Source organism: Pseudoxanthomonas sp., assembly GCF_035999195.1.
GTDB lineage: Bacteria > Pseudomonadota > Gammaproteobacteria > Xanthomonadales > Xanthomonadaceae > Pseudoxanthomonas_A.
On the sequence record NZ_DASYGY010000009.1, the window covers coordinates 1,183,483 to 1,208,015 of the forward strand.

General features: G+C 68.9%; 25 protein-coding genes. 13 read left to right on the forward strand and 12 right to left on the reverse strand.

From position 1 onward, the window contains the following. Positions 1 to 8: 8 nt before the first annotated feature. The 5 genes from VGN58_RS12600 to VGN58_RS12620 all read right to left on the reverse strand — a co-directional run bounded on the left by VGN58_RS12600 (position 9) and on the right by VGN58_RS12620 (position 6,704). On the reverse strand, positions 9 to 791 hold the full coding sequence (locus VGN58_RS12600) for a dienelactone hydrolase family protein (RefSeq protein WP_327483548.1): 783 nt from the start codon (positions 789 to 791) through the stop codon (positions 9 to 11). Between the two features lie 68 nt (positions 792 to 859). Then, the gene (murD, locus tag VGN58_RS12605) at positions 860 to 2,263 is read right to left on the reverse strand and encodes a UDP-N-acetylmuramoyl-L-alanine--D-glutamate ligase (protein ID WP_327483549.1); all 1,404 of its coding nucleotides are present in this window, start codon (positions 2,261 to 2,263) and stop codon (positions 860 to 862) included. Beyond that, positions 2,244 to 3,599 carry a UDP-N-acetyl-alpha-D-muramoyl-L-alanyl-L-glutamate epimerase gene (gene murL, locus VGN58_RS12610; protein WP_327483550.1) on the reverse strand — a complete coding sequence of 452 codons (1,356 nt, stop codon included), beginning with the start codon at positions 3,597 to 3,599 and terminating at the stop codon, positions 2,244 to 2,246. Before murL ends, murD begins: the two co-directional genes overlap by 20 nt. Continuing rightward, positions 3,596 to 4,090 carry a hypothetical protein gene (locus tag VGN58_RS12615; protein ID WP_327483551.1) on the reverse strand — a complete coding sequence of 165 codons (495 nt, stop codon included), beginning with the start codon at positions 4,088 to 4,090 and terminating at the stop codon, positions 3,596 to 3,598. Before VGN58_RS12615 ends, murL begins: the two co-directional genes overlap by 4 nt. Further along, complete coding sequence (locus tag VGN58_RS12620; RefSeq protein WP_327483552.1) at positions 4,074 to 6,704, reverse strand: bifunctional aspartate kinase/diaminopimelate decarboxylase; 2,631 nt, start codon at positions 6,702 to 6,704, stop codon at positions 4,074 to 4,076. Before VGN58_RS12620 ends, VGN58_RS12615 begins: the two co-directional genes overlap by 17 nt. Before the next feature lie 87 nt (positions 6,705 to 6,791). On the opposite strand from VGN58_RS12620, the gene VGN58_RS12625 reads away from it, so the two are divergent. After that, positions 6,792 to 7,670: a PhzF family phenazine biosynthesis protein gene (locus tag VGN58_RS12625; RefSeq protein ID WP_327483553.1), complete on the forward strand. Its 879-nt coding sequence runs from the start codon at positions 6,792 to 6,794 to the stop codon at positions 7,668 to 7,670. A 31-nt stretch (positions 7,671 to 7,701) separates the two neighbouring features. After that, entirely contained in the window at positions 7,702 to 8,580 is an 879-nt protein-coding gene (locus VGN58_RS12630; protein ID WP_327483554.1) for a PhzF family phenazine biosynthesis protein, read from the forward strand. A gap of 117 nt (positions 8,581 to 8,697) precedes the next feature. Here VGN58_RS12630 and VGN58_RS12635 read toward each other — a convergent pair whose 3' ends face one another. The 4 genes from VGN58_RS12635 to VGN58_RS12650 all read right to left on the reverse strand — a co-directional run bounded on the left by VGN58_RS12635 (position 8,698) and on the right by VGN58_RS12650 (position 12,392). Then, positions 8,698 to 10,362: an amidohydrolase gene (locus tag VGN58_RS12635; protein ID WP_327483555.1), complete on the reverse strand. Its 1,665-nt coding sequence runs from the start codon at positions 10,360 to 10,362 to the stop codon at positions 8,698 to 8,700. Positions 10,363 to 10,496: 134 nt separating this feature from the next. Then, complete coding sequence (locus VGN58_RS12640) at positions 10,497 to 11,195, reverse strand: glycine zipper 2TM domain-containing protein (RefSeq protein ID WP_327483556.1); 699 nt, start codon at positions 11,193 to 11,195, stop codon at positions 10,497 to 10,499. Positions 11,196 to 11,265: 70 nt separating this feature from the next. Continuing rightward, positions 11,266 to 11,961 (reverse strand): alpha/beta fold hydrolase, encoded by a 696-nt coding sequence (locus VGN58_RS12645; RefSeq protein WP_327483557.1) that lies wholly within the window; start codon positions 11,959 to 11,961, stop codon positions 11,266 to 11,268. Next, on the reverse strand, positions 11,958 to 12,392 hold the full coding sequence (locus VGN58_RS12650) for an OsmC family protein (protein WP_327483558.1): 435 nt from the start codon (positions 12,390 to 12,392) through the stop codon (positions 11,958 to 11,960). Before VGN58_RS12650 ends, VGN58_RS12645 begins: the two co-directional genes overlap by 4 nt. Before the next feature lie 206 nt (positions 12,393 to 12,598). On the opposite strand from VGN58_RS12650, the gene fusA reads away from it, so the two are divergent. From fusA to VGN58_RS12690, 8 genes are all read left to right on the forward strand, one after another. Continuing rightward, positions 12,599 to 14,644, forward strand: coding sequence for an elongation factor G (gene fusA, locus VGN58_RS12655; protein ID WP_327483559.1), 2,046 nt, complete (start codon positions 12,599 to 12,601; stop codon positions 14,642 to 14,644). A gap of 252 nt (positions 14,645 to 14,896) precedes the next feature. After that, on the forward strand, positions 14,897 to 15,295 hold the full coding sequence (locus VGN58_RS12660; RefSeq protein ID WP_327483560.1) for an HU family DNA-binding protein: 399 nt from the start codon (positions 14,897 to 14,899) through the stop codon (positions 15,293 to 15,295). Positions 15,296 to 15,528: 233 nt separating this feature from the next. Continuing rightward, complete coding sequence (locus VGN58_RS12665; RefSeq protein ID WP_327483561.1) at positions 15,529 to 16,167, forward strand: tellurite resistance TerB family protein; 639 nt, start codon at positions 15,529 to 15,531, stop codon at positions 16,165 to 16,167. Positions 16,168 to 16,172: 5 nt separating this feature from the next. Beyond that, positions 16,173 to 16,739 (forward strand): M23 family metallopeptidase, encoded by a 567-nt coding sequence (locus tag VGN58_RS12670; protein WP_327483562.1) that lies wholly within the window; start codon positions 16,173 to 16,175, stop codon positions 16,737 to 16,739. 105 nt (positions 16,740 to 16,844) lie between these two features. Then, positions 16,845 to 17,156 (forward strand): DUF3861 domain-containing protein, encoded by a 312-nt coding sequence (locus VGN58_RS12675; protein ID WP_327483563.1) that lies wholly within the window; start codon positions 16,845 to 16,847, stop codon positions 17,154 to 17,156. Positions 17,157 to 17,188: 32 nt separating this feature from the next. Further along, on the forward strand, positions 17,189 to 17,479 hold the full coding sequence (locus tag VGN58_RS12680; protein ID WP_327483564.1) for a helix-hairpin-helix domain-containing protein: 291 nt from the start codon (positions 17,189 to 17,191) through the stop codon (positions 17,477 to 17,479). Between the two features lie 53 nt (positions 17,480 to 17,532). Next, positions 17,533 to 18,102, forward strand: coding sequence for a DUF1439 domain-containing protein (locus VGN58_RS12685; RefSeq protein WP_327483565.1), 570 nt, complete (start codon positions 17,533 to 17,535; stop codon positions 18,100 to 18,102). Positions 18,103 to 18,111: 9 nt separating this feature from the next. After that, complete coding sequence (locus VGN58_RS12690; protein WP_327483566.1) at positions 18,112 to 18,669, forward strand: hypothetical protein; 558 nt, start codon at positions 18,112 to 18,114, stop codon at positions 18,667 to 18,669. Between the two features lie 12 nt (positions 18,670 to 18,681). Here the strand turns inward: VGN58_RS12690 and VGN58_RS12695 are convergent, their stop codons facing one another. Together VGN58_RS12695 and VGN58_RS12700 are read right to left on the reverse strand one after the other, a co-directional pair. Beyond that, the gene (locus VGN58_RS12695; RefSeq protein ID WP_327483567.1) at positions 18,682 to 20,892 is read right to left on the reverse strand and encodes a DUF5916 domain-containing protein; all 2,211 of its coding nucleotides are present in this window, start codon (positions 20,890 to 20,892) and stop codon (positions 18,682 to 18,684) included. Between the two features lie 122 nt (positions 20,893 to 21,014). Then, positions 21,015 to 21,488, reverse strand: coding sequence for an SET domain-containing protein (locus VGN58_RS12700; protein ID WP_327483568.1), 474 nt, complete (start codon positions 21,486 to 21,488; stop codon positions 21,015 to 21,017). A gap of 148 nt (positions 21,489 to 21,636) precedes the next feature. Here VGN58_RS12700 and VGN58_RS12705 point away from each other — a divergent pair, with 148 nt between their 5' ends. Beyond that, positions 21,637 to 22,170: a cytochrome C gene (locus tag VGN58_RS12705; protein ID WP_327483569.1), complete on the forward strand. Its 534-nt coding sequence runs from the start codon at positions 21,637 to 21,639 to the stop codon at positions 22,168 to 22,170. Positions 22,171 to 22,180: 10 nt separating this feature from the next. On the opposite strand, the gene VGN58_RS12710 is transcribed toward VGN58_RS12705, so the two are convergent. Continuing rightward, positions 22,181 to 22,384, reverse strand: coding sequence for a hypothetical protein (locus VGN58_RS12710; RefSeq protein ID WP_327483570.1), 204 nt, complete (start codon positions 22,382 to 22,384; stop codon positions 22,181 to 22,183). Positions 22,385 to 22,591: 207 nt separating this feature from the next. Between VGN58_RS12710 and VGN58_RS12715 the strand changes: the two genes are divergently transcribed. Further along, the gene (locus VGN58_RS12715) at positions 22,592 to 23,053 is read left to right on the forward strand and encodes an SUF system Fe-S cluster assembly regulator (protein ID WP_327483571.1); all 462 of its coding nucleotides are present in this window, start codon (positions 22,592 to 22,594) and stop codon (positions 23,051 to 23,053) included. A gap of 15 nt (positions 23,054 to 23,068) precedes the next feature. Further along, positions 23,069 to 24,508 (forward strand): Fe-S cluster assembly protein SufB, encoded by a 1,440-nt coding sequence (gene sufB, locus VGN58_RS12720; RefSeq protein ID WP_327483572.1) that lies wholly within the window; start codon positions 23,069 to 23,071, stop codon positions 24,506 to 24,508. The last annotated feature ends 25 nt before the right edge of the window (positions 24,509 to 24,533 follow it).

The following is a 24,533-nucleotide window of genomic DNA, read 5'->3' on the forward strand; positions in this document are numbered from 1 at the left end:
GTGAGACATCACTTGGCGAACACGTCGCCGAAGAAGTCCGCCATCATCCGGTAGGCACGCTTGGCCGAGCGTTCGTGGTAGAAGCATCCGGGCGGACTCTGCGCGTCGGACTCGGCGAAGCAGTGCGCCGCGCCACTGAAGTTCACGAACTGCCAGTCGGCGCCGGCCTTGCGCATCTCGTCCTGGAACGCGGTGATCTCGGCCGCCGAGACGTACGCATCGTCTCCCCCGTTGAGCACCAGCACCGGCGTCTTCACCGCGCTCGCCGCGGGCAGGTCGGTCGCCAATCCCCCGTGCAGGCTGACCACACCGGCCAGTGCATCGCCGGCGCGGACCAGTTCCAGCACCGTGCTGCCGCCGAAGCAGTAGCCGAAGGCGCCGATGCGATTCACGTCGACCAGCGTGGTGGGCTGCTGCTTCAGCACCGCGACCGCTTTCTGCACGCGCGCACGCAGCGTCGGGCGATCCGCGCGCATCGCGGTGGCCACCGGGCCCGCCTCGGCATCCGTCTTCGGGCGGATGCCCTTGCCATAGACGTCGGCGACCAGCACCACGTAGTCGTCACCGGCAACCTGGCGCGCCTTGTCGATCGCGGATGGGTTCACGCCCTTCCAGTTGGGCACCATCACCAGGCCGGGGCGTGGATGTTTCACGGCGTCTTCGTAGACGAGAACGCCGGCGAACGTGTCGGCGCCGATCTTCCATTCCACGGGCTTGGCGACCGGTGCGGCCTGCAGGGCCGGCGACCAGAGAACCGCGAACACAGCAGACAGCAGCAGGCGATAGCGCATGGCGGGTTCCTCGTGGGGGGGACGGACCAGTCTACGCCGGCCTTCCACGAATGGATTCACGCGTGCGCTCAGGCGATGCCGAGGCCGGGGATCGCGGTGATCGCGTCCGCATCGAAGCCGGCCAGCTCCGCGAAATGCCGGCCCCGTGCCACGTAGTCCTTGTACTGGCCGAAGCTGGGTGCGCCAGGCGACAGCAGCACCACGCCCTCCTCTCCCAGCGCGGTCCGCGCGGCGGCGACCGCTTCCGGCAACGTGTCGGCGGCGATCAGCGTGAAACCGGCCTCCTGCGCCACGGGCGCGAGCAGGGCATGGATACGCGGACCGTTGGCCCCCATCGTGACGATCGCGGCAGGCGCACCGTCGCGCATGTGGGCGGCGAAATCGGACCAGTCCACGCCACGATCATGGCCGCCGACCAGCAGGGCGATGCGCCGGCCCGCAAAACAGTCCAGCGCGGCCAGCGTCGCATGCGGGGTGGTGCTGATCGAGTCGTTGACCCAGGTGATGCCGTCGCGTGTACCCATCGCCTGCAGCCGGTTCGGCAGCGGGCGGAACGATGCCGCATGCGCGGCCAGCGGCAACGCGTCCATGCCGGCCGCTTCCAACGCGGTCAGGACCGCGCACAGGTTGCTGCGGTTATGGCGACCCGGCAGTGGCAGCGGCCGGGTCGCCATGACGAACACGTCGCCGCGATACAGGTCGTCCTCGCGCAGGTGCCAGCCATCGGCGCGATTGAACCAGCGGACATCGCTGCCCGGCAGTGACAGGGCCGCAAGACGCGGATCCGCCGCATTCAGCACGGCAACGCGCGGATGCGCCCCGGTGACGAGCTTCAGCTTGTCCTCGATGTAGCGCGCTTCGCTGCCGTGCCAGTCCAGATGCTCGGGGAACAGGTTCAGCACCACCGCCACATCCGGATGTGCGCCGCTGGCCGCGACATCGCCGGTCTGGTAGCTCGACAATTCTATGGCCCACGCCTCCGGTGCCGGCTGCGGATCCAGCACCTCCAGCAGCGGCACGCCGATGTTGCCCACCAGCGCGGTGCGCCGACCCGAGGCGCGCAACAGATGCGCCAGCAGCGACGTCGTCGTGCTCTTGCCCTTGGTGCCCGTGACGCAGAACGCGTGCGGGACGATGCCATCGGCGCCCGCATGCTCGGCGAACCACAGGCCGGTGCCGCCAATGAAGCGCGTGCCCGCCGCCGCGGCCGACTGCGCGGCGGGTGCGTTGGGACTGATGCCCGGCGACTTGACGACGACCTCGAAGGCCGACAGCCCCTCAGCCGTGGGCTGCGTCTCGATGGCAAGATGCGCGTCGCCGAGCGCGGCGGCATCCACCGCCTCCGCGTCGCTGCAGAACAGCGTCAGCGGCAGCGCCGGCAGGCGGGAACGGATCGCACGGTGCGCGGCGCGGCCCTCCCGGCCCCAGCCCCACAGCGCGACCCGCCTGCCCTCAAGCTGCGAAATTCGCACGCAGGCGCTCCCACAGCGCGGCAGGGATGCGGTGCTCGCCGCCGATCTCGAGCAGGGGCGCCACCGCCAGTTGGGCGGCATCGAGCTGCGGGCGGATCTCGCGGTTGAAGCGCGCGACGATGGCGTCCTCGCGCCATTCCGGCCGATCGCCGAGCGTCGCCATCGCCGCGCGCGACTCCTGGCCTTCGCCGACGCACTCGAACGGCTTGTGGTCCTGGTACTCGAGCAGCGCGTCGAAGCCACCCGCCTGGTTCACGTCATCCAGCAGGTTGCGGCCGAAGATGCCGACCAGTCGTGGCTTCGGCATGAACGGCGCCAGCGCGAGGAATACGAAGTGGCACTTCGGGCACACGCCGCACCAGCGGTTGGTCGGGCGCTCGCCCAGGAGGTGGAAGTTGCGGTTGCAGCTGGAGAAATGGGCGTCGTAATGGTCGGTACGCGCGAACTGCCGCGCCACGGCCAGCTCCGACAGCGGGCGCAGCAACGAGTAGTAGTGCAGGTCGGCGGCGACGTGCGACTGCACGTACTCGCCGAACGCCTGCTCGAAGGCCCAGCCCTTCGACCACTGGTGGTTCACCTCGCCGGTGCCGGGGATCATGCTGCCGTAGCTGGCCGAACGCTCGTTCGAGAACACCACCTGGTCCACGCCGTGCAGCAGCGCGGCCAGCACCATGATCGCCGAGTTGATCGCGGTGACCGGGATATGGCCGTTCCACGCACCCTGGCGGTTGTACTCGAACAGCTCCGGCGCCAGCGCGCGACCGATGTTGAGCGTGGGCAGGCCGGTGCGTGCGGCACAGGCCGCGATCAGCTGAGAGCCGCCGATCCAGGTGACCGTCTGGTCGATGCCGGCGCCACGCAGGGCTTCGATGCTGACCAGCGAATCCTTGCCGCCGCCGATGGCGACCAGCGCATGTTCCTGCAGGCCCGCGGCAGGTGCCGCAGCCTGCGCCGGCGCACCTACCGGGAACCGCACGCGGCCATGCAGGCTCAGGCCGTTGCGATAGGCGAACTCGCCCAGCCCATGCACGTAGACCTGTTCCATCAGCACGGCGGTGGCCGCGTCGATCGCGTAGCCGTCGATGCGGATCTCGTTCGGCACCGCCGCCTTGTAGTAACTGACGCCGGTGATCAGGTGCAGCAGCCGCACGGCGTGCTCGACGGCCTGCGCGCGGGTGGCGTCCAGCGCGAACGGTGCGCCCGGGATGGTCACGGTTTCGGTCAGCTCCGGACCGTCGTCGAAGGCGTACACCAACCGCGCGACACCCGTCTCCGCCTCGAAGGAACAACGGACGAAGCGGAAGGTGCGGATGCTGGATTTGTCGAAAGTCGTCATGCGTGATCCGGGGAAAGTGCGGCCCGTCGGCGCAGGTAGCGGCGGCAGGCGAAGTATTCGATAGCGAACAACGGCGCGGCGCCGAACAGCGTCGCGATCAGCGAACCGTAGAAGACCAGGACCGGCAACCAGGCCAGGGCCTCGCCAGATCCGCCAGGCCGGCTGGCGGCCAACGCGTCGATCGCGATAGCGATCACCGCCCAGGCAGCCAGCGACAGCGGAAACAGCAGCAGCACCACCAGCAGCAGGCGCAAGGTCATGCCACCCGCCTTCCAGCGCCGGCCCGCGCGCTGCGCACGCGCCTGCCACCGTGTGACGAACCAGGCGCCCAGCCCGACCGCCAGCAACGCCGCGGGCGCGAACCGCACCGCGGTCATGAACTCGGCGACCCCCGGCGCGCGGCGATCGGCATCCATCAGCACCACCACCGCGATGCTCAGCAACGCGGCGGTCAGCAGGCTGGACAGGACGAACTCAGTGCGCGGCGACATCGCCGGACACCCCATCGATCACATCCTCCGCCGGCAAACCGCGCAGGTTGTAGTGGCTGGCCATCACGTAGCCGTAGGCGCCGGCATCGGAGAACAGCAGCACATCGCCTTCCGCCGTCGCCGACGACAGCTTGCGGCGTTTGCCGAAGATGTCGCTCGATTCGCAAATCGGGCCCACCACGTCGAACGGCGCCTGCGCCGTGTCGTCGAGTCGCGACAGGTTGGCCACGTCGTGCCACGCGTCATAGAGCGCCGGGCGGATCAGCGTGTGCATGCCGGCATCGCTGCCGACGCGGCGGATGCCGAGCTTCTCGACCACCTGGGTCACCTGCGCCAGCAGCACGCCGGACTCGGCCACGAGATAACGACCCGGTTCGATCACCAGCTGGTAGCCCGGGTACGCGGCCTTGATCGCGGCCAGGCCCTCGCCCCACGCCGCCAGGTCGAACGGCTCGTCGCCATCGGCATACGGAATCGGCAGGCCGCCGCCGATGTCGATGGTCTCGATGGAGCCGATCTGGTCGGCCAGCCCACCGAGTTCGTCGGCGATCTGGTTCCAGTGCTGCGGGCTGTCCACGCCGCTGCCCAGATGGGCATGCAGGCCGACGATGCGCGCATCAAGCGCGCGTGCGGCTGCCAGGAATTCGTCCAGCTTGACCAGCGGCAGGCCGAACTTGGAACTCTTGCCGCCGGTCTTGACCTTGTCGTGGTGGCCATCGCCACGCCCCAGGTCCACGCGCAGCCACAGCCGGCGACCACGGAACAAGTCCGGCCACTGCTGCAGCGCTTCGACATTGTCCAGCGTGACGTTGATGCCGCGTTCCAGCGCGAACGCGTACTCGGCCCGCGGCGCGAAGCTCGGCGTGAACAGCACGCGCTCCATCGGCAGCGACGGCGCCACCTCGAACACGCGCTCCAGTTCGCCGCGCGACACGCACTCCAGGCCGAAGCCCTCTTCCACCAGAACGCGGAGGATGGCGGGGTGCGAATTGGCCTTGATGGCGAAGAAGCGGTGGTCTACCGCGGTGATCGCGGCCAGCGCACGGGCGCGGGCACGGACGACGTCGAGGTTGTAGACGTAGCGCGGCGTGTCGCCCTGCGCGAGGGACAGCAGCCGTTCGCGCGCCGCCGGACCGGCCCACCAGCGCTCCCCGCGCTGGCGCACGGCGCCGTTGATCTCGCGCCAGCTGGGGCCGAACACACTGGTCTCCTCAGCCGGCATCGCGCCGCTGTCGATCAGCGCCTCGTGCAGCAGCGGCAGCATGCCGTCGGCATCGGCCTCGTCGATGACGAAGGTCAGGTTGAGGTCGTTCGACGACTGCGAGATCAGGTGCACGCGTTCGCGGCCGAACATCGCCCACACGTCCGACAGCTTGTGCAGCAGCGAACGCATGCCGCGGCCGACCAGGGTGATGGCGGTGCACGGGGCGATCACCTTCACCCGGCAGATCTCCGCCAGGTCGGCCGACAGCGCGGCCAGCACGTCGGTATTGACCAGGTTTTCGCTGGGATCCAGCGACACGGTGACGTTGGTCTCCGACGAACCGATCAGATCCACCGACAGGCCATGCTTCTTGAACCGCGCAAACACGTCGGCCAGGAAGCCGACCTGCTGCCACATGCCGATGCCTTCCATCGACACCAGCACGATGCCGTTGCGGCGGCTGACCGCCTTCACGCCCGGCACGGTGACGGCATTGCCGTCGATGGTCGTGCCCGGCAACTCGGGACGTTCGGTGTCCAGGATGGCCATGGCCACGCCGGCGTCGCGGCAGGGCTTGATCGAGCGCGGGTGCAGCACCTTGGCGCCGGTGGTCGCGATTTCCTGCGCTTCGTAGTAATCCAGTCGCGTCAGCAGGCGCGCATCGGGCACTTCGCGCGGATTGGCGCTGAACATGCCGGGCACGTCGGTCCAGATCTCCACGCGTTGCGCACCGAGCAGGGCGCCGAAGTACGCCGCCGATGTGTCCGAGCCGCCACGGCCCAGGATGGCCGTGCCGCCATCGGCATGGCGCGAGATGAAGCCCTGCGTCAGCAGCATGCGATTCGCCTGGCCGGCGAAGGCGCGCCGCCAGTCCTGGTCCGGCGCGGTATTGCACGACACCGACAGGCGCTGCGCCCACGGGCTCTGGTTGGGCAGGAAGTTGGCCTGCAGCCAGTGCCGTGCGTCCACCCAGCCGAAGTCCAGGCCCTGCGCGCGCAGGTAGGCGACACCCAGCGTGGACGACAGCAGTTCGCCCTGCCCCAGCACCTCCGCCTGCCAGTCCAGCGTGCGGCTCGCGGCACGGGCATCGGTCAGCAGGTTGCGCAGCGCGGCCAGGCGGTCGCCTAGCACGGCATCGGCGTCCAGCTCGAGTTCCGAGAGGAATTCGCGATGGCGCTGTTCCAGTTTGGCCACGCGTTCGGCGCTGTCGGCCGCGCCGTCGGCGATGGCGGTCAGCTCGTTAGTGACGCCGGACAATGCCGACACCACGACCAGCACGCGCGCGCCCTGTTCGTCCGCCCGCTGTTTCGCCAGTTTGCCGATCGTGTTCCAGCGGTGGCGACGCGACACGGAGGTGCCGCCGAACTTGAGGACGATCCAACGATCAGACGCGGGGGTGGCAGAGGGCATGGATAGAATGGGGAGGGAGGCCCGAACCCTTCGGGCGTGAACCGTCGATTCTAGCCGAAGCCCCCGCGCGCGACCGGACCGTACCGCATGCAACGAACCTCCCATCGCTACCTGCAGGTCGACGTCTTCGCCGACCGCCCCGGCGCGGGCAATCCGCTGGGCGTCGTCCTGGATGCGGAGGGATGGAACACGGCGCGCATGCAGGCATTCGCTGCCTGGACCAATCTGTCCGAGACGATCTTCTTCCTGCCCCCGACCACGCCCGACGCCAGCTACCGCATCCGCATCTTCACCCCGCGGCAGGAACTGCCGTTTGCGGGGCACCCGAGCGTCGGCGCCGCCTGGGTCGCCCTGGAGGCCGGCCTGATCGATGACGCGGACAAGCTGCTACAGCAGTGTGCGGCCGGCCTGCTGCCGGTCCGCATCGACGGCAACGGGCACCAGCGGGCGATCCGGTTGCGGGCGCCGCGCGCACGTCCCGTCGATGCTGCGGCATCGCCTGCCCTCCTCCACGCCGTGGCCGCCCGCCTTCCCATCGCCGGCCTGCCTCTCGCGCTCTGGAACAACGGACCTTCCTGGTGGCTGGTGGAACTGGAGGACGCCGACGCCGTCCGACGTCTGGCGCCCGACCTGCCCGCCATCGCCGCGCTGACGCAGGCCACCGCGGCCGTCGGCCTGGCGGTCTTCGGCCGCACGCCAGCAGGCACCGACCATGATCTCGCCGTGCGCGCCTTCTGCCCGGCCGACAACATCCCGGAAGATCCGGTCACCGGCAGCGTCAACGCGTGTATCGCCGCGGCCCTGCATGCGGCCGGTGCCCTCCCGGGCCAGGGCGGACGCTATATCGCCAGCCAGGGGCGCGAACTCGGCCGCGACGGTCGCGTCGCCTTGCAGGTGGACGATGAAGGCGAGGCCTGGATCGGCGGCCAGGTGCAGGCGGTCATCGACGGCCGGGTGACTTGGTAAGCTGCGCAGCCCCCACGCGACAACATCCCCCATGACCCTCCGCCGTTACGTCCAACTGGACGTCTTCGCCGACCGCCCCGGCGCCGGCAATCCGCTGGCCGTCGTCCTCGATGCGGCTGGCCTGGATGACGCCGCCATGCAGGCCATCGCCCGCTGGACGCGACTGCCGGAAACCACCTTCGTGTTCGCCCCCACGCAGCCGGGCGCCAGCTATGCCGTGCGCATGTTCACTCCGCGTCGCGAAGTGCCGTTCGCCGGCCATCCGAGCGTCGGCACGGCGCATGTCGTGCTCGATGCCGGACTCGCCGCGCCGGTCGACGGCCTGCTGATGCAGGAAGGTGCGGTCGGTGTGCTGCCGTTGCGGGTTGATGATGACGGCACCACGCGCACCATCGCCGTGCGCACCCCGCGCGCGCAGGTGGTGAAGGTGGGCGACCCCGCGAACGATACGGGCCTGCGCGCCGCGCTTGCGAACCTGCCCGCCGGTGAACTTCCGCCCGCGCTGGTCGACGGCGGTCGCCGCTGGTGGCTGGCCGAGGTGCGCGACGAGGCCACGCTGCGCGGTGCCACGCCGGACTGGGACGCCATCGGCGCGCTCGCCCGTGCCACCGAGAGCATGGGCGTCTGCGCCTATGCGCGCACGCCAGGCCAGGAGTACGACCTGGCCGTGCGCGCCTTCGTCGGTGCGCCGGCCGCGTTCGAGGACGCCGCCTCCGGTGCCGCCAACGCGACGCTGGCCGCGTGGCTGGCCTCGCGCGATGCGCTGCCCGGGCGCGACGGCCGCTACGTCGTCAGCCAGGGTCGCGAAGTCGGTTACGACGCCCGCCTGCAGCTGCGTGTGGACGAAGCCGGCGACGTATGGTCCGGCGGCCACGTGCGCACCATCGTGAACGGCGAGATCGACTGGTAACGGAACCCGCTTCCTGTGGGAGCGACGTGAGTCGCGAATGCACGGTCTTCGACAACGCCAGCGGCAACGGGAGGCGGGGAGCGATCGCGACTGACGTCGCTCCCACAAAAGCTGACCCTACTCCGCCTCGTAGACCGCCTTGCCATCGACCCAGGTCGAGCGCACGTGCAAGTCGTCGAGCTGTTCGCCCGGAATCGCCAGCGGGTCTTCGTTGAGGATGACGAAATCCGCGCGCAGGCCGGGCGCCAGCCGGCCGACGCTCGCTTCATCGTGTGCCGCCCAGGCCGCATCGGCGGTAAAGCCGCGCAGTGCCTCGCTGGCGCTGAGACGCTCTTCGGCGCGCCAGCCACCGGCTGGATGATCGTGCGCGTCCTGCCGCGTAACCGCCGCATGCAGACCGCGCCGCGGATCGACCGATTCGACCGGAAAATCCGACCCCAACGCCAGCTTCACGCCACTGCCCTGCAACCGTTGCCAGGCATAGGCGCCGGTGATGCGCACCGGGCCCAGGCGATCCTGCGCCCAGGGCATGTCGGAGGTGGCGTGGGTCGGCTGCATCGAGGCGATCACGCCCAGCGCGGCGAACCGCGGGAACTCCTCCGGCGCCACCACCTGTGCATGCTCGATACGCCAGCGATGGTCGGTCTTCGCGGCATCGCCCAGCACGCGCTGGTAGGCATCCAGAACCAGCCGGTTGCCGCGGTCGCCGATCGCGTGCGTCGCCACCTGCACGCCGCACCCGCGTGCCTTGCGCATGGCCGACTCCAGCGCCGCCGGCTCGGTGACCAGCAGGCCACGGTTGCCTGGGTCGTCGCTGTAATCCTCCAGCAGGGCGGCACCGCGGCTGCCCAGCGCACCATCCGCGTACAGCTTCACCCCGCGCATCTGCAGGCGACCGCCCGCATGACGGTAAAGGCCGGTGGAACAGAGATCGTCCAGCGCGTCGCTGTCGCCATCGGCATAGGCCTCGATGCGCAGCGGCAGGCGCCGTTCGTCGGCGAGCTGCTTCATCAGCGCCAGGTCCGCGCGCGACACGCCCATGTCGTGGACGCCGGTCAGACCGTTGCGCACCGCCGCCTGGGTCGCCTTTTCCAGCGCCTGACGGCGATACGACGCGTCCGGCGCCGGCACCACCGCGCCCACCAGTGCCATGGCGGCATCGATGAAGACACCGCTGGGCTGGCCATCGATGCGTTCGATACGACCACCGTCCGGCTGCCAGTCGCCATCCAGCGGACGCGGCGCCTTCGCCGCCGCTGCGCGCAGCGCCGCGCTGTTCGCCCAGCCCGCATGGCCATCCACCCGCTCGAGCCAGACAGGGCGGTCGGGAAACGCGGCATCGAGATCGGCGGCGGTGGGGAATGTCTTCCCTGGCCAGTCGTTCTGGTCCCAACCTCCACCCAGCAACCACGCATTCGGGGGAAGCTGCTGCTCGAACGCACGCAATCGCGCGATCACCTCGGCCTTGTCGCGCGCATCCACCAGGTCGGCGCGCATCAGCGCGTAACCCAGCCCCATCACGTGGCCATGCGCATCGATCAGACCGGGGATGACCGTCTTACCGGCGGCGTCGATGCGTTTCGCGTCGGGATAGCGAGCCAGCAACTCACTGGCGCCGCCGACCGCCAGGATGCGGCCCTGCGCATCCCAGGCCATGGCTTCGACCACCGGCCGCGCGGGATCGGACGTGTGCACGCGCTTCGCCGTCACCACCTGTACCTGCGCCTGCACCGCGCCGACGCACACCAGCAACCCGCCCATTCCCCATGCCAGACGCCGCATGCCGCACTCCCGTCGTGATCCAGCGCGGGACTATGCGCGGTGGCGCGCGCGACGGCAACGCCGACAAGAAAGGGGCCTTGCGGCCCCTCCCCTGCAATCCCTTGCCTGCACTGCGGCTCCCGCTCCAGGCGGGCTCACTCGGGACGCACGTCGACCCGCACGCGCATGCGGTCGCCGGGGTGGTAACCGGTGCGGGTGTGGTAGGTACGACCACCGTACTCGTAGGTGACGTCGTAACCGGAGACGCGCCCATCGCCGTAGTAGTCGTCACCGTAACGGCCGTCGCTCGCCGGAACGGGATCGCAGACGCGCACCTGGCCACGCTGTACCTGACGGTTGCGCTGGCTGTTGTCGTAGATGGACCGGCCGGCCATGCCGCCGACCATCGAACCGACCGCGGTGCCGACGTAGCGACCGCTGCCGTCGCCGACCTTGCTGCCCAGCACCGCGCCGGCGATGCCGCCGATGACCGTGGCCACCGTACGTCCGGCCTCGGTGCCGCCGGCGGTCCTGCGCCGGTCGCCATATCCGTCCTCGCCGTAGACGTCGCGGTAGTCGCCATTGTCGTAGACATCGCCGTAGACGTCGTCGCGATAGCCGTCGCGCGCATGGACGTCGTCGGCATCGCGGTAGTAGCACCGTTGCGAGGTCGTGCTTCGCGTATCGCGGTAACCCCCCTCGATGACGGGGTCGACGCGGACGACGCGTGCGTAGTCGTAGTAGGGTTCGGCGCCGTCGCGGTCGGACGTGCCGTACTGCTGCGAGGTCTGCGCGGATGCCACGCCGGCGGCCAGCAGGCCCACGGCCATCACGGCGGCGGAAAGACGCTTCATGTCGGGTACTCCCCCACGCCGGATTGGCGTGGACGCATGCTCGGCCCGTCCGGGTGAAATCGGGCTGAACTCAACCCGCCTGAACCGTGCGGTTTAGCCATTCGACAGTTTGTCCGGCGACGCCGGACGCGTGCCGATCCAGCAGGGGCCCGACATGCGAAGGAGAAACCGTTTGCAGCACCTCGGACGACCATGCGGTCGCCATGGCGGAAGGAATCGCCGGCGGGACGTCGTCGTCGACCTGCGACAGCACGAACAGCGCCGGGCACGCGGGCCGCGCGACCCCGTCGCCCGCATACGCATGACGCAGCACCGCGCCGGATTCGTCGCGCCAGCGGCGGAAGGCGAACAGTGCAGTCGCCTCGTCGGTGTCCGGCAAAGCACGCCGCGTCCCGTCGAGGCGCGCATGGCGGCGCCACGGCACGACATCCGGCCAGGTACGCGGCGCCAGCGCGGCATGCCAGGGTGCCGGCGGCAGTGGGTTCACCAGCACCACGGCATCCGCGGCCACGGCGACATGCAGCGCCAGCAGGCCGCCCAGGCTGGCACCGATCACCACGCGCGGGCGCGGCAACGCCAGCAGCGCCTCGCGCGCCTGCTGCAGGTAGTCGTCGAAGCCGGTGGCCACCAGTCCCGCCGCCACCGGCTGCAGATCCGGCGCGGACACGACGATGCCGGCCGCCTCGAACACGCCGCGCCACACGTTCCACTCCCACCCGCCGCCACCGGCGCCATGCACCAGCAGCGCGGCCTTTACCGCCGTCAAAGCAGCGTCGCCTCCAGCGAGACCGGCACCGACAGCGCGCGCGAGATCACGCAGCCCGCCTTCGCCTGTTGCGCGATCTCCTCGAACTGCGCCGCGCTGATGCCCGGCACGCTGGCCGACACCGTCAGCTTGATGCCGGTGACGGTCGGGCCCGGGTCCATGCCGGGTTCCATCGTCGCTTCGGCCCGCGTCTGCAGCTTGTCGGGGGTGAAGCCGGCCTTGCCGAGCACCGCCGACAGCGCCATGGTGAAGCAGCCGGCATGCGCGGCCGCCAGCAGCTCTTCCGGGTTGGTGCCCTTCTCGTCGCCGAAGCGGGTCTTGAAGGAATAGTTCTGGCCTTCGAACAGGCCGCTCTGCGGCGTACTCAGCGTGCCCTTGCCGGACTGCAGGTCACCGCTCCACACCGCATCCGCGTAACGCTTCAAAGCCATGGTCGTGCTCCATCGGGTCAGGGGACGCGCAGCGTACACCCGGAGATGTTCACGCCATGTTCCGCACTGCGGCTTGACCCCGCCCACCCGCATGCCGATGCTGGCCGTCCGCCATGACCGCCCGCCGAGCGCCACGCTCACGGGATGCGCTCTGCCCGGACAGCCATGACGGCCCTTCGACCCCAACCCTCGGGAGGAACGGCCTCATGTCGTACAGCACGCAACAGATCCGCAACGTGGCCCTGGCGGGCCACCCCGGCGCCGGCAAAACAACCTTGTTCGAAGCCCTGCTGCATGCCGGCGGCGCCCTCCAGGTGGCAGGCACCATCGAACGCGGCACCACCGTGTCGGACCACGACCCGATCGAGAAGGCCCGCGGCCACTCCATCGACACCGCCATCGCCAGCACCGACCACGGCGGCATGCACGTCAACCTGATCGACACCCCGGGCTATCCGGAATTCCGCGGCCCGGCACTGTCGGCGTTCTCCGCGGTGGATACCGCGCTGATCGTGGTCGATGCCGATACCGGCGTGGCCCACGGCACCCGCCGCCTGATGGAACGTGCCCGCGAGCGCAATCTGTGCCGCGCCATCGTCATCAACAAGATCGACCATGAGGGCGCCGACGCAGCCGGCGTGCTGGCCGCGCTGCGCGAGGAATTCGGTCCCGAGGTGCTGCCGCTCAACCTGCCTGCGGACGGAGGCAAGGCCGTGATCGACTGCTTCGGGCAATCGGCCGGCGAATCCGATCTCGGCCCGGTCACCGACTGGCACCAGAAGATCATCGACCAGGTGGTCGAGATCAACGAGACGGTGATGGAGCATTACCTGGACCTGGGCGAAGGCGGCCTGTCCGGCGAGGAGCTGCACGACGCCTTCGAACAGTGCCTGCGCGAAGGACATCTGGTGCCGGTGTGCTTCGCATCCGCGCGCACCGGCGTCGGGGTGAAGGAACTGCTGGACGTGGCCGAGCGGCTGTTCCCGAATCCGGCCGAAGCCAATCCGCCGCCGTTCGTGAAGCTCAACGGCAGCGGACCGCAACCGGTCCAGGCGGTACCGGATCCGCGCGCGCACGTCATCGCCGATGTCTTCAAGATCGTCAACGACCCCTTCGTCGGCAAGCTGGGCATCTTCCGCGTCTACCAGGGCACGCTGAAGAAGGACACGCAGCTGTTCGTCGACGACGGCAAGAAGCCGTTCAAGGTCGGCCATCTGTTCAAGCTGAAGGGCAAGGACCACGTGGAAGTCGACCAGGCCATCCCCGGCGATATCGCGGCGGTGGCGAAGGTGGACGACCTGCATTTCGACGCGGTGCTGCACGACAGCCACGACGAGGACCACATCCACCTGGCGCCGGTGGCATTCCCGAAGCCGATGTTCGGCCTGGCGATCGAGGCGGCCAGCAAGGGCCAGGAGCAGAAACTGTCCATCGCCCTGCAGAAGCTGGCCGAAGAGGATCCGGCCTTCGTCGTCGAGCACCAGCCGGAGTTGAACGAAACCGTCATCCGCGGCCTCTCCGACCTGCACCTGCGGGTGATGCTGGAACGACTGAAGGAACGGCACGGCGTGGAGGTGAAGACTCGGCCGCCGCGGATCGCCTACCGCGAGACCATCGGCGCCAAGGCCGAAGGCCACCACCGCCACAAGAAGCAGACCGGCGGCGCCGGCCAGTTCGGCGAGGTGTCGCTGCGCATCGAGCCGCTGCCGCGCGGCGGCGGCTTCGAATTCGTCGACGAGGTGAAGGGCGGCACGATTCCGGGCCAGTTCCTGCCGGCGGTGGAGAAAGGCGTGCGCCAGGTGCTGGGCAGCGGCGCCATCGCCGGCTACCCGCTGCAGGACCTGCGGGTGGTCGTGCACGACGGCAAGCACCATGCGGTGGACAGCAAGGAAGTGGCCTTCGTCGCTGCCGGCAAGAAGGCCTTCCTCGACGCCATCGCCAAGGCGCGGCCGCAGGTGCTGGAGCCGGTGGTCGACCTGGAAGTGGCCGTATCCGAAGCGCAGGTCGGCGACATCACCGGCAATCTTGCGGGCAAGCGCGCCCGCATCAACGGGACCGACACGGTGCGCGGCGAGATCGTGGTGAAGGCGCAGGTACCGCTGGCGGAACTGGAAGGTTATGCGGCCGAACTGAAATCGATGACCGCGGGCCAGGGGCGCTACAGCCTGGACTTCAGCCACTACGAACCTGTCCCGCCCGCCGTGCAGCAGAAGCTGGTGGAGGCCTACAAGCCGCGGCACGACGACGAGTGAGTCGCGCGGACGGTGCGGCATCCGGTCGCGGTGGAACGCGAGGGATGCCGCCTGCGCTGCATCGGGGAAAGGTGATTCCGTCATGCCGACAGGCGATTTCCGACATGCGGCGACGGGAAATTGCGAAAAAACCGAAAAAAAAGGCATTTCAGGGCCTTCCTGCCCTTGGCGCCGCCAGTTCTTTGCCCTACATTTCGCTTGCCGATGCGATCGGCCCGATTACCCAACCACTCGACAGTAGAGACAGGACACATGGCAAAGAGCACCAAGAAGGCCGCGCCGAAGAAGGCCGCCAAGAAAGCTGCACCGAAGGCCGCCGCCAAGCCGGCCGCGCCGAAGCCGATCAAGGAAGCGCTGAGCAAGTCGGGCCTCGTCGCCCACATCGCCGAAGCCACCGCCGTCGCCGCCAAGGACGTCCGTGCCGTGCTGGCCTCGCTGGAAAGCGCCGTCCACGCCTCGATCAACAAGAAGGGCGCCGGCTCCTTCACCCTGCCGGGCCTGCTGAAGATCACCGCCGTCAACGTGCCGGCCAAGCCGAAGCGCAAGGGCATCAACCCGTTCACCAAGGAAGAGCAGTGGTTCGCCGCCAAGCCCGCCTCGGTGAAGGTCAAGGTGCGCCCGCTGAAGAAGCTGAAGGACGCCGCAGCCTGATCGCTGCGCTTCCACAGGTTGCACGAAGGGACGGCCTGGCCGTCCCTTCTTTTTTGCGCAGAGCGGAGCGGCCTGCTCCGCTGCCGCCGCGTCCGGGTTGCGGACGCCTGCAGCAGGCATGACGGCGATCCGGCAAGCCCGACGCCGCCCATCCCTGCCATCCGTCACCCTTGTCCCGACCGCCGGACGCCCTCAGATCGACAGGACCTCCGTCCACGCAAGGTAACGCACGCATGAAGATCCAGGGCTTCCTCGACCATCTGCTGAAATCCTCCAGCGGCACCGGCAGCGTCCTCAACGCCGACTTCGGCAAGGGCGCGATCTCCGGCGGCGCGCTGGGCCTGCTGCTGGGCAAGAACAAGACCACCCGCAAGCTGGCCACCTATGGCGGCCTGGCGGCGATCGGCGTGATGGCCTATCGCGCGTACGGCGAGTACAAGCAGCAGCAGGGCGGGTTCGCGGCAGGCGCGACGCCGCAGACGGTCGACCGCCTGCCGCCGCCACAGGCGGAACTGCACAGCCAGGCCATCCTCACCGCGCTGGTCGCGGCGGCGAAAGCCGATGGCCATATCGACGCGCGCGAACGTGAGGTGATCGAGGGCGAGTTCGCCCGCCTCGGTACCGATGGCGAGGTGCAGCAGTGGCTGCATGCCGAACTGGAAAAGCCGCTGGACCCGGCCGAGGTGGCGCGTGCCGGCAGTACGCCGGAGATCGCGTCGGAAATGTACCTGGCCAGCCTGATGGTCGCCGACGACCAGAGCTTCATGGAGCGCGCGTACCTGGATGAGCTGGCCAGGCAACTGAAGCTGGATCCGTCGCTGAAATCCCAGCTGGAACGCCAGCTGGCGCAGATGAAGACCGCCTCGCCCTGACCCGCATGGCACGACCGGCCGTGCGCCGCCTGCGGCGCCTCGCATGGACGATGCTGTGGCTGGCGGCGCTGGCCCTGCTGCTCGCGTGGGCATGGGGCCGGCCGTTCATGGCCGCCTCGCGCATGCTGTGGGACATCTCGCGCGCATCGCCGCCGATCGAGCTGCCCGTACCCGTGCAAGGCGTGCGGGCGCGGCAGATCGCCGATACCTTCGGTGCGCCCCGCGGCCGTGACCGCACGCACCAGGGCGTGGACATCTTCGCCAAGCGCGGCACACCGATCACCAGTGCGACGCGCGGCATCGTGGTGTCGGTGCGCGACGGCGGACTGGGCGGGAAACAGGTGTGGGTGCTGGGCCCGGGCCGGGAGCGTCATTACTACGCCCACCTCGACGACTGGGCGGCGGATCTGTCCACCGGCCAGGTCGTGCAGCCCGGCGACGTGCTCGGCTACGTGGGCACCACCGGCAACGCGCAGGGCACGCCGCCGCACCTGCACTACGGCATCTATGGCACCCAGGGCGCCTACGATCCGCTGCCCCTGTTCAAGGCGCGTGCGGCGGCCGTCGACTGAACCGCGGCGCCGCTCGACGGAACAGTCCATCGCGGCGAAGGCCCTCGTTCCACCCCGGACACAGGCCTATCTTGGAGACGTCCCCGCCGCGCCAGCTCCGCCGCCATGCCCAACGACGCCCACCGCTACCGCATCACCGTGACGCCGATCGAGCGCGACGGCCAGCCCTGCCAGGGGCGTTGCACCATCGAATTCGAACATGCCTGCGATGACGACTGGATGCGCATCCTCGAGGCCGTCCAGCGCCAGCGTGGCCTTACCGGCGACGAGCGCGCCGCGCTGGTGGTCGGTACCAAGCTGCTCAGCGGCCTGATGCTGGACCACCGCAAGGACGCCGACGACCTGTTCGCTGCGTTGCGTCCGCACATGGGCGAGTTCATCGCCTCGTTGAAGGCGCGCGGCCGCGACGCCGGCTGACACCACGCCCGGGCCACGCCAGCCTCCTAGCGATGAAAGCCCGCCATGCCGACGAAGCGCGCACGCTCGAGGACATTCCCAACATCGGGCGGTCCATCGCGGGCGATCTGCGCGGCATCGGCATCGCCCACCCGCATGACCTCGTGGGCCAGGACCCGTATGCGCTCTACCGGCGCGTGAACGAAACCACTGGCCAGCGCCACGACCCCTGCCTGTGCGACTGCTTCATCGCCGCGGTACGCTTCATGGAAGGCAGCGGACCGGTGCCCTGGTGGCACTACACCGCCGAGCGCAAACGACACTTCCGGCAGCCTGCCGGTTAGCCCTTGGACAGGCAGCGCCGGCTAAGGTGCGGCGACCCGTCACGGAGCTCTCCATGCGTACACGCCGACGCTTCCTGGTCGCCGCCCTCGCCGGCACCGCCACGCTCGCCCTCGCCGGCTGCGAAACGCTCAATACCGTCACCGGCCTGCTGGGCAACCAGATCAACTTCACCCAGCCGCAGCTGCAGCGTTATCTGAACCAGAGTTTCCCTCGCGAGTTCGACAAGCTCGGCGGGCTGGTGTCGGCCACGCTGACGAATCCGCGGCTCAGCATCCCCTCTGGCGACGATCGCCTGCGACTGGACTTCGACATCGGCGTCAGGGCGTTGGGTGCGCGCGATGTCAGCCGCGGGCACTTCGCGCTGGCCAGTCGGCTGCGCTACGACCCCGCCACCCGCGGCCTGCACCTGGACAACCCGGAGATCCTGTCGGTCGACGTCCCCGGCAGCGGCTCGCTGATGTCCGGCGGTACGCGGCAGCTGGTCAATACCGTGCTGGCCGAGTACGCGCGCAGCGAGCCGGTCTACCGGATCGACAACGACATCCTGCAGCGCCTGCCCGCCAGCAAGCGGATCGGCGGCACGCAGATCGAGAACGGCCGCGTGGTCATCCACCTGCAGTGAGGTAGCCCGATGAAAACCCTGATCGCCCGCTTCGCCCTGCTCTCCGCGCTGCTGTTGCCATCGCTGGCGATGGCCGACAGTGGCAACGTGCTGCGCTTCGACGCTTCGCACCTGCAAGCCGCTGCGCGCAGTGGCTTTCCACTCGAGCATGCGCTGCTGGAGGGCTTCGCCTCGCTCACCCTGAGCGACCCGCAGGTACGCATTCCCGTGCCGGGCGAACGCCTGCAGTTGCAGATGGACTACGACGTGATGCTGGCCAGTGGCGACCGCCTGGAGAACGGCAACGTGGTGGTCAGCAGCGGCCTGCGCTACGACCCGGCGACGCGTGGCCTGCACCTGGTCGACCCGGTGCTGGAGCACCTGGGGACCGCCGCGGCGGGTCGCGGCCTGCCGGGCGGCTCGCGCGAGGCGTTGCAGCAGCTAATCCGCGAATACGCGAACAGCCGCCCCCTCTACCGGCTGACCGAGGACGACCTGGCGCAGGTGCCGGGGACGCTGGCCGCCGACGCCGTCCGCATCGACGACGGCCAGGTGGTGATCACCCTGCAGCCCGCGGCGACCCGCTGACCTCCCGCCCGGTCAGATCTCGAACCGGTAGCTGAGCTTGACCACCAGCTGCTCGTCGTCGCGCAGGCGCAGGCTGTCCTGCAGCAGGCCATCCACGCCTTCCGTGCCGGTGCGCTGCTCGTAACCACCGCGTGCGTACACCACGTACAGGTAGGACAGCGGCGCCAGTTCGTAGCGGTAGCGGATCTGGAAGCCCAGGTTGCGCACGCTGAAGTCGTCCACCGCGTCGGCCGTCGCCACGGCATGGCCGCGCGGATCGAAGCGCCAGGCATCGTGCACGCGCGCATCCAGCGCGATGGCCTGCATCTTCACCCGCAGCTCGTGGCGCGGATCGATCACCCAGTCCAGGCCGGCATTGAGGTCGAGCTGGCGACGGGTGAACCCGCCCACCAGGTCTTCGCGCTGCCATACCAGCCAGTCGGGGCTGTAGATCGCGTAGCCGCCGGCGTAGACACTGAAGGCATCGTTGACGAAATAGGTCGCGGTATACCCCAGGCCCGCGCCGGCCTTGCGGTTGCCCGCCAGTCCGCCGGTGAACGCCTCGAGTTCGGTTTCGTGCGCCCAGTCGCCCTTGCGCGGCCGTTCGTACTCGAAGTAGGTGTTGAAGTTCGCCGGCATCCTCACCACGCCGTTGCCGCGCAGCAGCGTGTCGTTCAGGCCGGCGCTGTTGACGTTGATCTGCGCGTACTCGTAGCTGCCGTCGCGCAGCTGGCCTTCCCGGCTCATGCGGAACTGGTCGTTGAGCTTGTCGCCGTGGTTGTTGTGGCTGCTGCTGACGCGCCAGCGCCAGTCCTTCGATGCGTACCGCGACGCCTCCGGCAGGCCGGTGAAGCGCTTGCGCAGTTCCCAGTGCAGGTAGTTGGTGCTGTTGCGCGACAGGTAACCGAAGTCGTTGAGCTGCAGGTCGTTGCCGAAGTGCATGGCGATCCACTGCTGGCGCCAGCCGCGGTCCATCTCGTAGTCGGCCCAGACGGTCGCGCCGACATCGTCGGTGTCGGTCCCGGCCTGCGCGATGCGGCTGCCCAGCAGGCGCGTGCGCACGTTCCAGCGCGCGGTCGGCCGCCAGTTGTGGTCCACGCCCAGCACGGTGGCCTCGCGGTCGCGCCAGGGATCGTCCACGCGGGTCAGCATCGCGCCGACGTTCTGCGTTTCGAAGTCGCGCACCAATCGCAGTGCGTGGTAACTGCGCCCGGTAGTGCCATCCTCGTCGGCCGAGAACAGACCGTAGTTGACCTTGCCCAGGCTGCCGTTCAACTTCACCGCCGCGGTGATGTCGCCCGTGCTGCCCACGCGCCGGGTGTAGAGCTGCTGGCTGTCGTCCGACGGTGTGGTCAGTTCGAAGATGCCCTGGTTCTCGGTGAAGAACGGCCGCTTGTCGCTGATGAAGGTCTCGGTGGCGCTGAAGTTGACGACCAGGTCGTCGGCCTCGACCTGGCCGAAGTCGGGCTTCAGCGTGGCGGTCAGCTGGAATCGGCCGTTCGGCTTCCAGAACAGGTCGGCGCCGGCGTTGAGGTCGGCACGGTCGCCGACGTTGTCGTACAGGCCCGACACGAACGGCGTGACGGCGAGCAGCGACTGGTCGTAGCGCGGCACGGTGACCGGCGCGAAGTCGGACAGGAAGCGGGGGCGCTCGAAGCTGGCCTGCGGCCACGCCATGCGCTCGCCGGTGGCGCCGATCACGCGCGCCAGGAACACCTTGAGCGTACGTTGGCCATCGGTGCCGTCGCGCATCGGCGCGGTGTGCCACGGGATCAGCAGTTCGACCGACCAGCCCTGTTCGTCCTCGCTGATCGCGTGGCGCCACTGGCCGTCCCAGTCGCTGCTGAACTGGTTTTCGTTGGTGATGATCTCATCGGCGATGCCGCCGGTCGAACTGACGGTGAAGGCATAACCGGTGCGGCCGTCGCCGTCGAAGTCGATGAAGGCGTTGATCCTGTCCACCTGCGCGTCAAAATCGCGCTGCACTTTCTGCCGCGTGCGCGGCACGCTGGCCGGGTGCGTGGCGCGGAAGGCGATGGCCAGACCGTCCGGCGTGGCGAGTACCCAGCCCTCGGTCGGCAGCGAGCCGGGCTCGCCGGTCAGCGGCTGGGTCTTGCGGAAATCGGTGACGTGGCGCGCGCCCTGCCATTCGGCGGGGTCGATGCGGCCGTCGATCTCGACGGCGTGGACGGCACTGCAGGGGAGCGCCAGCGCGAGCGCGCAGGCAAGGCGGGAGAGGGTCATGGCGGGCGGGTGGTGGTCCGGTGCGCGCAAGGTAGCGATGGAAATCACGGACCACACCTGCCTTCGGTCATTTCAACCTTCGGCGTTCCTGCGGCATCCGTGCCTGTGAGGGCGTACCGGCGTCAGCGGCCCTTCTTGGGTTGCAGCATCGTCCCGGTGCACTTCTTGCTGCCGCAGCGGCAGGCCCAGATCTTCTTCAGGCGGGCGGTATGCGGCTCGGCCAGCACGATGCCGTAGTTGTAGGTCAGTTCCTCGCCGGGCTTGATCGCGCGGATCGCCTCGATGAAGACCTTGTCCTTCTTACGGTTCTTGCCGTCGTGCTCCTCGATCACCGCCTCGCAGTTCGGATCGCAGCTGTGGTTGATCCAGCGTGCCTTGTTGCCCTTGTGGTTCGCGTCGATGACGTAGTCGTCGTTGAGCGTGAAGAGGAAGGTGTGGCCGGAATCGACGTCGCCGGTGTCGTCCTCATCCACTTCCTCGTGGGTGCGGCGCTTGCCCTTGTACTCCACCACGCGCTCGCCCTTCTCGATCGGGGCGATGGCGAACACGCCGTTGCCGTGGATGTCGGATTGGCGGGCTTCGATCTTGCGGGGCATGCGGCGTCCAGGGAGCAGGTAGAGGCGGGATTCTCGCCCAAGCGTGCGGGATTCCCAAATCCCGGCCTGAATCGCGACTGGCGACCGCGTGGCCGGTCCGCGCCGGGCCGCGCGTTCGATGGCGCATTCCCCTTGCACAGCCGTGGCCATGCGTCCGATCCGCCTCCCGATGTTTCCCGCCCTGGTGCTGGCCCTGGCCGCCTGCCAGCCCGCGTCGCCGCGCGTCGTGGCGGCGCTGCCCGCCCCGTCGCTGTCGGACGCCGACCTGCTCGCGCGCGGCGAGTACCTCGTGCGCATCGGCGGATGCAACGACTGCCACACGCCCGGGTATGCGGAATCCGGCGGCACGGTCGCCAGGGACACGTGGCTGGTCGGTTCGCCGATGGGCTTCCACGGACCGTGGGGCACCACCTATCCCAGCAACCTGCGGCTGCGCATGCAGCAGCTGACCGAGGCGCAGTGGATGGAGTACAGCGCCAGCCTGCGCACGCGACCGATGATGCCCGACTTCGCCGTGCGCGCCATGAGCGAGGACGACCGCCGCGCGATCTACCGGTTCGTCCACGCGCTGGGCGCCGCCGGTCAGCCGGCACCCGAGGCGCTGCCACCCGGGAAGACACCGCCTGCGCCCTACCTGGGCCTGGTATTGCCGGCCGCCCCGCAGGCTGCAGCCGGCCAGTGAAGACGCCGCATCAACCCCAGGACCCGTGCCCGCCGATCACCCAGAACAGGGCGAAGGCGAGACCGAACACCGTCCAGAACAGGTTGCCGAGTCCGCGGAATACCTTCACCGCCAGGTAGACGCCGCCGATGGCCAGCAGGACCCGCCACAGGAAGCGCTGGTCCAGGCCGCGTGCGGACGGGGCGGTATCGGAGTGGCCGTGCATGGTGCTCATGGAGAATCCTTCGATCGGTGGCAGTCCGGAAGTGGACGCTGCCTATGTTCCCGATCCCATCGCCCCTCCATCAGTCGCAGCCGTCAGCCATCACGGGTGACATCCGTCAGGTCATCCGCCGCCGCTGAACGGGGAAAACCTCAGGGTTTGAGCGCGACGGCGTGAAAGCGTACAATTTCGGTACGTTTTCCGGACCTTCCCTCCCCGATGCTCCGTGTCACCAAGCTCACCGACTACGCCACCGTGGTCCTGACCGTGCTCGCCGCCCGACCGGGCGAGGTGCTCAGCGCGTCCGATCTGGCCGACCACTCCGGCCTGGAGACGCCCACCGTCAGCAAGGTGCTCAAGCCGCTGGCCCAGGCCGGGCTGGTGGAAGGCCTGCGTGGCGTGCACGGCGGCTACCGCCTGAGCCGGGACGCGGCCGAGATCACCCTGGTGGAGATCGTCGAGGCCATGGAGGGTCCGCTGGCGATGACCGAGTGCAGCCAGAGCGAAAGCCAGTGCGGCATCGCGCAGAAATGCGGTGCGCGCGCCAACTGGCGGTTGATCAACGATGTGGTGGCCGACGCGCTGCGAGGCTTCACCCTCGCCCAGATGGTCGCCCCGCCCCCCTCCTCTTCCGACGACGTGCGCAGGCGACCGATCGCCGTGCAGGTCGCCACCCGCTGAACCGCAGGCAGCCCGATGGCCACCGAGAACGCTGAAATCCTGGAACAGCTGGGACGTCGCTACGACGCCGGCTTCGTGACCGACATCGAATCCGACTCGCTGCCGCCCGGCCTCGACGAGGACGTGGTGCGCGCCCTGTCCGCCAAGAAGGACGAGCCTGAGTGGATGACGGAATGGCGCCTGGCCGCCTACCGCCACTGGCTGACCATGCCGGTGCCTCACTGGGCCAAGCTGAAGATCGCGCCGATCGACTTCCAGGCCATCAGCTACTACTCCGCGCCGAAGGCCAAGTACGCGTCGCTGGACGAGGTGCCTCAGGAACTGCTGGACACCTACGACAAGCTGGGCGTGCCGCTGCACGAGCGCGCGCGGCTGGCCGGCGTGGCGGTCGATGCCGTGTTCGACTCGGTGAGCGTGGGCACCACCTTCCGCAAGGAACTGGCCGAGAAGGGCATCGTGTTCTGCTCGATGAGCGAGGCCATCAAGGAGCATCCGGAGTTGGTCAAGCAGTACCTCGGCAGTGTCGTGCCGGTAGGCGACAACTACTTCGCCGCGCTGAACTCGGCGGTGTTCTCCGACGGCAGCTTCGTGTTCATCCCCAAGGGCGTGCGCTGCCCGATGGAGCTGAGCACCTATTTCCGCATCAATGCCGGCCACACGGGCCAGTTCGAGCGCACGCTGATCGTCTGCGAGGACAAGGCCTCGGTGTCCTACCTCGAAGGCTGCACCGCGCCGATGCGCGACGAGAACCAGCTGCATGCCGCTGTGGTGGAACTGGTGGCGCTGGAAGATGCCGACATCAAGTACAGCACGGTGCAGAACTGGTATCCGGGCGACGAGGAAGGCCGTGGCGGCATCTACAACTTCGTCACCAAGCGCGCCGAATGCCGCGGCGCCCGCAGCAAGGTGGTGTGGACGCAGGTGGAAACTGGCTCGGCGATCACCTGGAAGTACCCGTCCTGCGTGCTGCTGGGCGACGACTCGGTGGGCGAGTTCCACTCGGTCGCGCTGACGCACCACCGCCAGCAGGCCGATACCGGCACCAAGATGATCCACGTGGGCAAGCGCACCAAGTCGAAGATCGTCAGCAAGGGCATCAGCGCCGGCCGTGGCCAGAACACGTACCGTGGCCTGGTGAAGATAGACCGCAACGCCGACGGCGCGCGCAACCACACCCAGTGCGACAGCCTGCTGATCGGCAAGAAGTGCGGCGCGCACACCTTCCCCTACATCGAGGTGAAGAACCCGACGGCGACGCTGGAACACGAGGCCACCACCTCCAAGATCAGCGACGACCAGATGTTCTACTGCCGCGCGCGTGGCATCGGCCAGGAAGACGCCGTCTCCATGATCGTCGACGGCTTCTGCAAGCAGGTCTTCCGAGAACTGCCGATGGAGTTCGCGGTGGAGGCGAAGAAGCTGCTGGAAGTGTCTTTGGAAGGTTCCGTCGGCTAACGCCGACGGAACCTTCCCGGGATAC

Excerpts from the sequence above, each read along its gene's own strand:
- VGN58_RS12600 (WP_327483548.1), bottom strand. The coding sequence starts at position 791 with ATGCGCTATCGCCTGCTGCTGTCTGCTGTGTTCGCGGTTCTCTGGTCG.
- murL (WP_327483550.1), bottom strand. The coding sequence starts at position 3,599 with ATGACGACTTTCGACAAATCCAGCATCCGCACCTTCCGCTTCGTCCGT.
- VGN58_RS12615 (WP_327483551.1), bottom strand. The coding sequence starts at position 4,090 with ATGTCGCCGCGCACTGAGTTCGTCCTGTCCAGCCTGCTGACCGCCGCG.
- VGN58_RS12620 (WP_327483552.1), bottom strand. The coding sequence starts at position 6,704 with ATGCCCTCTGCCACCCCCGCGTCTGATCGTTGGATCGTCCTCAAGTTC.
- VGN58_RS12625 (WP_327483553.1), top strand. The coding sequence starts at position 6,792 with ATGCAACGAACCTCCCATCGCTACCTGCAGGTCGACGTCTTCGCCGAC.
- VGN58_RS12630 (WP_327483554.1), top strand. The coding sequence starts at position 7,702 with ATGACCCTCCGCCGTTACGTCCAACTGGACGTCTTCGCCGACCGCCCC.
- VGN58_RS12635 (WP_327483555.1), bottom strand. The coding sequence starts at position 10,362 with ATGCGGCGTCTGGCATGGGGAATGGGCGGGTTGCTGGTGTGCGTCGGC.
- VGN58_RS12640 (WP_327483556.1), bottom strand. The coding sequence starts at position 11,195 with ATGAAGCGTCTTTCCGCCGCCGTGATGGCCGTGGGCCTGCTGGCCGCC.
- VGN58_RS12650 (WP_327483558.1), bottom strand. The coding sequence starts at position 12,392 with ATGGCTTTGAAGCGTTACGCGGATGCGGTGTGGAGCGGTGACCTGCAG.
- fusA (WP_327483559.1), top strand. The coding sequence starts at position 12,599 with ATGTCGTACAGCACGCAACAGATCCGCAACGTGGCCCTGGCGGGCCAC.
- VGN58_RS12660 (WP_327483560.1), top strand. The coding sequence starts at position 14,897 with ATGGCAAAGAGCACCAAGAAGGCCGCGCCGAAGAAGGCCGCCAAGAAA.
- VGN58_RS12665 (WP_327483561.1), top strand. The coding sequence starts at position 15,529 with ATGAAGATCCAGGGCTTCCTCGACCATCTGCTGAAATCCTCCAGCGGC.
- VGN58_RS12670 (WP_327483562.1), top strand. The coding sequence starts at position 16,173 with ATGGCACGACCGGCCGTGCGCCGCCTGCGGCGCCTCGCATGGACGATG.
- VGN58_RS12675 (WP_327483563.1), top strand. The coding sequence starts at position 16,845 with ATGCCCAACGACGCCCACCGCTACCGCATCACCGTGACGCCGATCGAG.
- VGN58_RS12680 (WP_327483564.1), top strand. The coding sequence starts at position 17,189 with ATGAAAGCCCGCCATGCCGACGAAGCGCGCACGCTCGAGGACATTCCC.
- VGN58_RS12685 (WP_327483565.1), top strand. The coding sequence starts at position 17,533 with ATGCGTACACGCCGACGCTTCCTGGTCGCCGCCCTCGCCGGCACCGCC.
- VGN58_RS12690 (WP_327483566.1), top strand. The coding sequence starts at position 18,112 with ATGAAAACCCTGATCGCCCGCTTCGCCCTGCTCTCCGCGCTGCTGTTG.
- VGN58_RS12695 (WP_327483567.1), bottom strand. The coding sequence starts at position 20,892 with ATGACCCTCTCCCGCCTTGCCTGCGCGCTCGCGCTGGCGCTCCCCTGC.
- VGN58_RS12700 (WP_327483568.1), bottom strand. The coding sequence starts at position 21,488 with ATGCCCCGCAAGATCGAAGCCCGCCAATCCGACATCCACGGCAACGGC.
- VGN58_RS12705 (WP_327483569.1), top strand. The coding sequence starts at position 21,637 with ATGCGTCCGATCCGCCTCCCGATGTTTCCCGCCCTGGTGCTGGCCCTG.
- VGN58_RS12710 (WP_327483570.1), bottom strand. The coding sequence starts at position 22,384 with ATGAGCACCATGCACGGCCACTCCGATACCGCCCCGTCCGCACGCGGC.
- VGN58_RS12715 (WP_327483571.1), top strand. The coding sequence starts at position 22,592 with ATGCTCCGTGTCACCAAGCTCACCGACTACGCCACCGTGGTCCTGACC.
- sufB (WP_327483572.1), top strand. The coding sequence starts at position 23,069 with ATGGCCACCGAGAACGCTGAAATCCTGGAACAGCTGGGACGTCGCTAC.